Source organism: Streptomyces sp. NPDC091282, assembly GCF_044757385.1.
Taxonomy (GTDB): domain Bacteria; phylum Actinomycetota; class Actinomycetes; order Streptomycetales; family Streptomycetaceae; genus Streptomyces; species Streptomyces gramineus.
Genome location: NZ_JBIVUX010000008.1, coordinates 307,466 through 317,789, shown reverse-complemented (window position 1 = coordinate 317,789; position 10,324 = coordinate 307,466). Strand labels below are relative to the sequence as shown.

The window sequence follows — 10,324 nt, the reverse complement described above, 5'->3', positions numbered from 1 at the left end:
GGGTTGCACATGTCCGAAGAAGAGAAGCTGCGCGGCTACCTCAACCGGGTCATGGTCGACCTCCGCAAGGCGAACCGCCGACTGCAGGACGTCGAACAGGCCCGCACCGAACCCGTCGCGATCACCGGCATGGCCTGCCGCTACCCCGGCGGGGTCCGCTCCCCGGAAGACCTGTGGCGCGTACTCACCGAAGGCCTGGACGTCACCGGCGACCTGCCCACCGACCGCGGCTGGGACACCGACACCCTCTACGACCCCGACCCGGACCGTTCCGGCCACACCTACGTACGGCGCGGCGGCTTCCTCGACGACCCCGGCGCGTTCGACGCGGCCTTCTTCGGCATCTCGCCACGCGAGGCCCTGGCCATGGACCCGCAGCAGCGGCTGCTCCTGGAGACCTCCTGGGAGGCGCTGGAACGGGCCGGCATCGATCCGCTGTCGCTGCGCGGCACCCGCACCGGAGTCTTCGTCGGCCAGAACTACCAGGAGTACGGCACCGGCCTGGCCCACGCCCCGGAAGGCGTCGAAGGACACCTGGTCACCGGAGTGGTCCCCAGCGTGCTGTCCGGCCGTATCTCCTACACCCTCGGCGTCGAGGGCCCCGCCATCACCCTGGACACCGCCTGCTCGACCTCCCTGGTCACCCTGCACCTGGCCCTGCAGTCGCTGCGCAACGGAGAGTCCACGCTGGCCCTCTCGGGCGGCGTGACCGTCCTGGCCGGACCCGGACCGCTCGTCGAGTTCAGCCGCCAGCGGGTCCTGGCCCCCGACGGCCGCTGCAAGGCCTTCTCGGCCGACGCCGACGGCATGGGCATGGCCGAGGGCGTCGGCATGCTGGTGCTGGAGAGGCTGTCCGACGCGCAGGCCAACGGCCACCGGGTACTGGCCGTGCTGCGCGGCTCGGCGGTGAACCAGGACGGCGCGTCCAACGGTCTCACCGCCCCCAACGGCCCCTCCCAGCAACGCGTCATCCGCGCCGCCCTGCACGCGGCCGGCCTGACCCCCGCCGACATCGACGTGGTGGAGGCACACGGCACCGGCACCTCCCTGGGCGACCCCATCGAGGCCCAGGCCCTGCTCGCCACCTACGGCACCGACCGCGAACGGCCACTGCTCCTCGGCACGGTCAAGTCCAACATCGGACACACCCTCGCCGCCGCCGGAGTGGCCGGCGTGATCAAGTCCGTGCTGGCCCTGCGCCACGAGTCCGTGCCGAAGACCCTGCACGCGGACACCCCGTCCCAGCACATCGACTGGACCACCGGCACCCTCTCCCTGGCCACCGAGGAGGCCCCCTGGCCGCGCGGTGAACGGCCGCGCCGCGCCGCGGTGTCCTCATTCGGCATCAGCGGTACCAACGCCCACGTCATCCTCGAAGAGGCACCCGAACCGGAAGAGACCGAGCCGACACCCGCCACGCAGCCGACGCACGCGATCCCGCTGCCGGTGGTCCTCTCCGCCCGCGGCACGACCGGCCTGGCCGACCAGGCGAGGCGGCTCCACGACTTCGTCGCCTCCGACCTCGAACTGACCGTCACCGAGATCGCGTTCGCCGCCGCCACCACCCGCGCCGCACTGGACCACCGCGGTGCCGTGGTGGCCGCCGACCGCGAGGAACTGCTGACGGGACTGGCGGAACTGGCGGACGCAGACCCGGGGAGCATCAGCGCGATCGCCGATCGGGGCGGGTCGACGGGGTTCTTGTTCTCGGGGCAGGGTTCGCAGTGGTCGGGGATGGGTCGGGAGCTGGCCGGTCGGTACTCCGTGTTCGCGGAGTCCTTTGACGACGTTTGCGGGCGCCTGGAGTCGGTGTTGGGGCGGCCGGTTCGGGAGGTGATTCTCGACGGTGGCGAGCGGCTGGATGAGACGTTGTTCGCGCAGTGCGGTCTGTTCGCTTTCGAGGTGTCGTTGTTCCGGTTGCTCGAATCGTTCGGTGTGGCCCCGGACTTCGTGGTCGGGCATTCGGTGGGGGAGGTGGCCGCTGCTCATGTGGCTGGGGTTTTGTCGCTGGATGATGCGGTCACGTTGGTGTGTGCCCGCGCTGGCCTGATGCAGGAGTTGCCGCCTGGTGGGGCGATGGTGGCGGTGAATGCCACGGAGGCGGAGGTCGCAGACGTCCTCTCCGGTGATGTGGGTATCGCGGCCGTCAATGGGGTGCGTTCCGTCGTGGTGTCCGGCGCGGAATCCGCGGTGGAGGCGGTTGCGGAGGTGGCGCGGGAGCGGGGTTGGCGGAACACCCGTCTGCGGGTCAGCCATGCCTTTCATTCGCCGTTGATGGAGCCGGTGTTGGAGCGGTTCCGGGAGGCGATATCGGAGATCTCCTATACCGCTCCGCAGATTCCGTTTGTGTCGACGGTCGATGTGGATGCGTCTCCGGTCGATGCCGAGTACTGGGTGCGGAATGTGTGGGAGACGGTGCGGTTCGCCGATGCGGTGGCTCGTCTGCATGGTGAGGGTGTGACGCGGTTCGTGGAGGTGGGTCCGGACGCGGCGCTCAGTGCCGTAGGCCCGGACTGCCTGCCGCAGGACGCCACCGCGGTGTTCGTCGCGTTGCTGCGTCGTGAGCAGCCTGAAGTGCGTTCGCTGGCCACCGGGTTGGCCCGGTTCCATGTGCACGGTGGTGCTGTCGACTGGGCCGCGTATCTGCCGTCGGCCGCTCGCGTTGATCTGCCGACCTACGCCTTCCAGCACCGTCACTACTGGCTGGACAGCGCTGAATCGACCGACCCTGCGGCCCTCGGCGCGTTGCCCGCCGGGCATCCGCTGCTCGGCGCGCTGGTCGCGCTGCCCGGTGCCGTCGACACCGTCCTGACCGGACGGTTGAGTCTGCGGACCCACCCATGGCTCGCCGACCATCAGGTCACCGACACGGTGCTGCTGCCCGGCACGGGGTTCGTCGAACTCGCGCGGCACGCGGCCGACCTGCTCGGGGCCAACCAGCTGGACGAACTGACGCTTGAGGTACCGCTCGTCCTGCCCGCCGAGGGCGGTCTCGCCCTGCGGGTCGTGGTCGCGGAACCCGACGCCAACGGCAGCCGCGCGGTCGAGGTGCACTCGCGGCCGGAGGGCTCCACGGCAGCCTGGACCCGGCACGCCGGCGGTGTGCTGTCCGAGACCGTCGACGACAGCCCGGGTGCGGACCTCGTACGGTGGCCCCCGGCCGACGCCGAGCCGATCGACCTGGACGGGTTCTATCCTCGGCTGGCGGACACCGGCCTCGGCTACGGACCGGCGTTCCAGGGCCTGCGGGCGGCCTGGCGGCGCGCTGACGAGATCTACGCCGAGGTGGCCCTGCCCGACCAGCAGCGCGGCCAGGCCCAGGAGTTCGGTCTGCATCCCGCGCTCCTCGACGCGGCACTGCACGCGCTCGCCCTGCGAGGCGACCAGGGTCTGCGGCTGCCCTTCGCCTTCCGCGGGGTCCGCTGGTTCGACACGGGGGCGACGACGCTGCGGGTGCGGCTCACCGTCGTGCACGAGGACGCTGTCCGGCTGGACCTGGCCGATGGCAGCGGCGCCCCGGTCGGCACCGTCGAGCGTGTGGTGCTGCGGGCCCTCACCTCCGAACTGCGCACGCCCGCGCGGCTGGACTCGGTCTACCGGCTGGACTGGACGCCCGCCCGTGCCGGACGCCCCCGCGTCACCGGCGCCGACATTCTGTTCCGCGTCGAGGACGCGCCCGTGGCCGAGCGCACCGCCGCCGTACTGGGGCGGTTACGTGAGCGGCTGGCCGAGGAGTCCGCGCAGGGCGGCCCGCTGGTCCTGGTCACCCATGGCGCGGTCGCGGTCACCGCCGACGAGGTACCCGACCCGGCCGGCGCGGCCGTGTGGGGGCTGGTGCGCTCGGCGCAGGCCGAGTGGCCGGGCCGGTTCGTGCTGCTGGACACGACGGACCCGGCCGTCACGGACAAGGACCTGATCGCCGCGCTGGCGACAGACGAACCTCAACTCGCCCTGCGCGCGGACCGGGTGCTGGTGCCCCGGCTGGCCCCGGTGACGGAGACGGGGACGGAGACGGCCGAGGACGCTCCCTGGTCCGTCGACGACGTGGTGCTGGTCACCGGGGCGAGCGGGACGCTCGGCGGCCTGGTGGCACGGCACTTGGTGGAGCGCCACGGCGTGCGGGGCGTCGTGCTCGCGTCGCGGCGCGGCCATGACGCACCCGGCATGGCCGAACTCGCCTCTGGACTGCGCGAGTCGGGTGCCGAGGTGTCGGTGGTGGCGTGTGATGTGGCCGACCGGGATGCGGTGGCCGTGTTGCTGGCCGAGCATCCGGTGACCGCTGTGGTGCATGCGGCGGGGGTGGTGGACGACGGTCTGGTCACCGGGCTCTCCGAGGAGCGGTTGGCGGCGGTGCTGGCGCCGAAGGTGCTGGGCGCACGCTGGCTGGACGAACTGACCCGCGAGCTGGACCTGCGCAGGTTCGTCCTGTTCTCCTCCGCCTCCGCGACCCTGGGCAACCCTGGGCAGGCCGCGTACTCCGCGGCCAACGCCTACCTCGACGCGCTGGCCGTGCGGCGCCGCGCCGCCGGGCTCCCGGCCACCTCGCTGGGCTGGGGACTGTGGGAGCAGCGCAGCGGCATCACCGGCGAACTCTCCGACGCCGACCTGGCCCGTATCGCCCGCGGTGGCATCGCCGCACTCCCCACCGCGGAGGCGCTGGCCCTGCTGGACGCCACCGTGGGGCTCGACGCCGCGGCCGTACTGCCGATGCGGCTGGACACAGCGGCCCTGCACCGGCTCGACCCGTTGCCGGCCGTGTTCAGCGGGCTGGTCCGGGGCCGTCGGCGCGCCCGGCAGCAGTCCGGCTGGGCCGACCGGCTGCGCGCGCTGCCCGAAGCGGAGCGCCGCCGTGCCGCCCTGGACCTGGTCCGCACGCAGGCCGCCGGAGTACTGGATCTGGCCGGGGCCGAGCAGATCGGCGCCGATCAGTCGTTCGCCGACCTCGGCGTCGACTCGCTCACCGCGCTGGAACTGCGCAACCGCCTCGGTGCCGCCACCGGACTGCGCCTGCCGACCACCCTGGTCTTCGACCATCCGACCCCGGCGGCGCTCGCCGGATTCGTCCTCGCCGAGACCGGCGACGTCCGGACCGCACCGGAGCCCCCGGCTCCCGTGACCGCGGCCGCCGTGGACGAGCCGATCGCGATCGTGGGAATGGCCTGCCGCTACCCCGGCGGGATCGGCACGCCCGAGCAGCTCTGGGACCTGGTCGCCGAGGGCCGGGACGGCATCTCCGCGTTCCCGGCCGACCGCGGCTGGAACATCGGTGAACTCCCGGTGGGACTCGGCGGGTTCCTCGACGGCGTCGCCGACTTCGATCCGGGGTTCTTCGGGATCTCACCGCGCGAGGCGCTGGCGATGGACCCGCAGCAGCGACTCCTCCTCGAACTGTCCTGGGAGGCACTGGAACGTGCCGGGATCGACCCGAGCGGCGTCCGCGGCAGCCGGACCGGGGTGTTCGCCGGGCTGATGTACCAGGACTACGCCACCCGGCTGACCCATGTGCCCGAAGAACTCGAGGGCTACCTGGGCAACGGCAACCTGGGCAGCATCGCCACGGGCCGGATCGCCTACACCTTCGGGCTCACCGGCCCGGCCGTCACCGTGGACACCGCCTGCTCGTCCTCACTGGTTGCGCTGCATCTGGCCGCCCAGTCGCTGCGCTCCGGCGAGTCCACACTGGCGCTGGCCGGCGGAGTGACCGTGATGTCCAGTCCGACGCCCTTCCGGGAGTTCGACCGGCAGCGCGGCCTGGCAGCCGACGGCCGCTGCAAGTCCTTCTCCGCGGAAGCCGACGGCACCGGCTGGTCCGAGGGCGTCGGCATGCTGGTGCTGGAGCGGCTGTCCGACGCGCGGGCCAACGGCCACCAGGTGCTCGCGGTGGTACGCGGTTCGGCGGTGAACCAGGACGGCGCGTCCAACGGCCTCACTGCCCCGAACGGCCCCTCGCAGGAACGGGTCATGCAAGCCGCGCTGAGGACGGCGGGCCTGACGCCCTCTGACGTGGACGTGGTGGAGGCACACGGCACCGGCACGTCGCTGGGCGATCCGATCGAGGCACAGGCTCTGCACGGGGTGTACGGCACCGACCGTGACCGGCCGTTGTGGCTGGGGTCGGTGAAGTCGAACATCGGGCACACGCAGGCCGCCGCCGGCGTCGCCGGTGTGATCAAGATGGTGGAGGCGATACGCCACGGGGTGCTGCCGCGCACCTTGCACGTCGACACCCCGACCCCGCACGTCGACTGGTCCGCCGGTGACGTCCGACTGCTCACCGAGGCGGTCGACTGGCCGGAGACCGAGGTGCGTCGGGCGGCGGTGTCGGCGTTCGGTGTGAGCGGGACGAATGCGCACGTGATCATCGAGCAGGCGCCGGAATTCGAATCGACGGAGGTACCGGAACCGACGACGCCGGTCCCCGTGGTCATTTCCGGCGGCACGGCCGAGGCGTTCCAGGACCAGACGGCTCGGTTGCGTGCGTTCGTGCTCGCCGACCCGGCCGTCGGGGTCGCGGAGGTGGCCCGTGCGGCGGCTCTGTCGCGAGCCGCGCTGGAGTACCGCGGTGCGGTGGTAGCCGCCGACCGCGACGAACTGCTCGCCGGTCTCTCCGATGCGGAGGCTGGTGTGCTCGCCGATCGGGGTGGGCTGACGGGGTTCTTGTTCTCGGGGCAGGGGTCGCAGTGGTCGGGGATGGGTCGGGAGTTGGCCGGCCGGTATCCGGTGTTTGCGGAGTCTTTTGACGATGTTTGTTGGCGGTTGGAGTCGGTGTTGGGGCGGCCGGTTCGGGAGGTGATTCTCGATGGCGGTGAGCGGCTGGATGAGACGTTGTTCGCGCAGTGTGGTCTGTTCGCTTTCGAGGTGTCGTTGTTCCGGTTGCTCGAATCGTTGGGTGTGGTGCCGGACTTCGTGGTCGGGCATTCGGTGGGGGAGGTGGCGGCTGCTCATGTGGCTGGGGTTTTGTCGCTGGATGGTGCGGTCGCGTTGGTGTGTGCGCGTGCGGGGTTGATGCAGGAGTTGCCGCCTGGTGGGGCGATGGTGGCGGTGAATGCCACGGAGGCGGAGGTCGCCGACGTCCTTTCCGGTGACGTGGGTATCGCAGCGGTCAACGGGGTGCGTTCCGTCGTCGTGTCCGGCACGGAATCCGCGGTGGAGGCGGTTGCGGAGGTGGCGCGGGAGCGGGGTTGGCGGAACACCCGTCTGCGGGTCAGCCATGCCTTTCATTCGCCTTTGGTGGAGCCGGTGTTGGAGCGGTTCCGGGAGGCCATCGCAGGAGTCGCTTTCGCCGCTCCGGAGATTCCGTTCGTGTCGACGGTGGATGTGGATGCGTCTCCGGTCGATGCCGAGTACTGGGTGCGGAATGTGCGGGGGACCGTGCGGTTCGCCGATGCGGTGGCTCGTCTGCATGGTGAGGGTGTGACGCGGTTCGTGGAGGTGGGTCCGGACGCGGCGCTCAGTGCCGTAGGCCCGGACTGCCTGCCGCAGGACGCCACCGCGGTGTTCGTCGCGTTGCTCCGTCGCGAGCAGCCCGAAGTGCGTTCTCTGGCAACTGGGTTGGCGCGCTTCCACGTGCACGGTGGCGCTGTCGACTGGGCCGCGTATCTGCCGGTCGCCGCTCGCGTTGATCTGCCGACCTACGCCTTCCAGCACCGCCGCTACTGGCTGGACGACGTCGAACCAGCACCCCGGAGTGGATATCCCTTGCTGGACTCGGCGGTCGAGTTCGCCGAGGAGGACGGCTTCCTGCTGTCCGGGCGGCTGGCCACACGGTCACAGCCCTGGCTGGGCGAGCACACCGTGCTCGGTGCGACGGTCGTACCCGGCAGTGTGTTCGCCGAGCTGGCCTTGCACGCCGGCGCGACGACCGGTGCCGGCGAGGTCGCCGAACTGACCCTCCAGGCACCGCTGGTGCTGCCCGCGGACGGTGCCGTCGAGGTACAGATGCGAGTCGGTGCGCGGAACGCCAGGGGAGAGCGGCCGTTGACCGTGCACGCCCGTCCGGCCGCGGACGGCACCCCGTGGACCTGCTACGCCCGTGCCGTGCTCGGATCGGTCCCGGCGGAGCCTCTGGAGACTCCCGCCGCCTGGCCGCCGCCGGGAGCGGTCGCCCTCGACGTCGGTTCGGCCTACGCCGAGTTCGCCGCCGGCGGGCTGGAGTACGGTCCGGCGTTCCAGGGCCTGCGTGCGGCCTGGCGCAACGGCGACGAGATCCTTGCCGACATCGAGCTGCCCGACCTGACCGACGCGGGCCGCTACGGGCTGCACCCGGCCCTGCTGGACGCGTCGCTGCACGCCCTGCGCTATCTGCACGAGGACGAGAGCGACCGAACCCTGCTGCCCTTCGCCTGGAACGGCATCGCGCTGCGCCGCTCCGGAGCGTCCGCACTGCGGGTGCGGATCTCGCCGGTCGCCGCGGAGTCGGCCAGGATCGAACTGGCCGACGCGACGGGAGCTCCGGTCGCCGTGGTGGAGTCCCTCGCCGTGCGGCCGATCTCGGCCGAACAACTCGGCCACCACGAATCGCTGTACGCCGAGGAGTTGGTGGCCGCCGGTCTGCCGGGCGGCCCGGAACCGTCCGTGCTGGAATGCGCCGATCTGACCGCACTGCCCGACGGTGAACTCCCCGACGTGGTGGTGCTGGCGGCCGGGCACGAGGCCGATCCGGTCGCCGCGGCAGGCCGGGCGCTGGGCGCGGTGCGCACCTGGCTGGCGGAGGACCGGTTCGCCGGCTCCCGGCTGGCACTGCGGACGCGCGGCGCCCGTACCGACCCGGCCGCCGCCGCGGTCTGGGGCCTGCTGCGCTCGGTGCAGCAGGAGCATCCGGGCCGGTTCCTGCTGGCCGACGTCGAGGACGTCGACGGCCCGGCCGTTCCCGCCGCGATGTGGAACGTGCCCGGCGGGCAAATACTGGTGCGCGACGGGACGGTGCTCGTGCCACGGCTGGCGCATGTCCCGCTGTCCAGGATCACCGACCGGGACGGAGCGGCCTGGTCCCCGGACGGCCCCGTGCTGATCACCGGCGGTCTCGGCGCGCTCGGTGCGGCCCTCGCCCGTCATCTCGCCGGTGACCGCGGGGTACGTGAACTGGTCCTCACCGGACGCCGTGGCCCGGACACCCCGGGCGCGGCCGAACTGGCCGCGGAACTCCGGCAACTGGGTGCCGAGGTGTCGGTGGTGGCGTGTGACGTGGCCGACCGGGATGCGGTGGCCGCGTTGCTGGCCGAGCATCCGGTGACCGCAGTGGTGCATGCCGCCGGTGTGGTGGACGACGGTCTGGTCACCGGGCTCTCCGAGGAGCGGTTGGCGGCGGTGCTGGCGCCGAAGGTGCTGGGCGCACGCTGGCTGGACGAACTGACCCGCGACCGCGAGCTGACCGACTTCGTCCTCTTCTCCTCCGCCGCCGGAGTGCTCGGCGCAGCCGGACAGAGCGCCTACGCGGCGGCCAACGCCGCACTGGACGCGCTCGCCAGGGCCCGGCACACCGCCGGTCTCCCGGCTGCCTCGCTCGCCTGGGGACTGTGGGAACAGCGCGACGGCAGCGGCATCACCGGCGAACTGTCCGGTACCGACCTGGCCCGCATCGCCCGCGCCGGACTGCGCCCGCTGACCACCGTCGAGGCGCTCGAACTGTTCGACCTCGCGCGGGCCGTCGACGAACCGGTGCTCGCGCCGATCCGCCTCGACCGCACGGCCCTGCGAACCGGCGGGCCCGTACCGGCGGTCCTGCGCGGTCTGGTCCGGGAAACGCCCGCTCCGAACGCCGCCACCGGCCCGCGCCCGGCACCCGCCGCCGCACCGGCCGCTTGGTCCGGACCAGACCGGGAGAAGGCGCTCCTGGAACTGGTCCGCGCCGAAGCGGCCAAGGTGCTCGCGCACGACTCATCGGCCGCCGTCGCGGAACACCGCACCTTCGCCGAACTCGGCTTCGACTCGCTGGCCGCGGTCGAACTGCGCAACCGGCTGTCGGAGACCACCGGCATCCGGCTGCCCGCCGCGGTGGTGTTCGAGTACGCCACCCCGGTGGCACTCGCCGCACACCTGCACACCTCGATGCCCGCGGCCGACGGCGCTCCGGCCGACTCGCCGCTCGCCGGGCTCGACCAGCTCGAAGAAGCACTGGCCGGCGCCGATCCCGGCGCCGTGGACCAGGCGAAGCTGCGCATGCGGCTCACCGCACTGCTCGCCAAGTACGGCGGCGAGGAACAGTCCGGCGCGGCAGCGGAGCACGACCTGTCGTCGGCCTCCGACGACGAACTGTTCGGCCTAGTCGACGGCCTCGGCGCCGACCAAGGGTGAGGAAGGAAATCCGCGTGGCTAACGAGGACAA

General features: G+C 72.2%; 1 protein-coding gene. It reads left to right on the top strand.

Features of this window, described 5'->3' with window-relative positions; all coding sequences use genetic code 11:
- The first annotated feature begins 9 nt into the window (after nucleotides 1-9).
- Nucleotides 10-10,293 (top strand): SDR family NAD(P)-dependent oxidoreductase, encoded by a 10,284-nt coding sequence (locus ACIQOE_RS33135; protein ID WP_401415395.1) that lies wholly within the window; start codon nucleotides 10-12, stop codon nucleotides 10,291-10,293.
- Nucleotides 10,294-10,324: the final 31 nt, after the last annotated feature.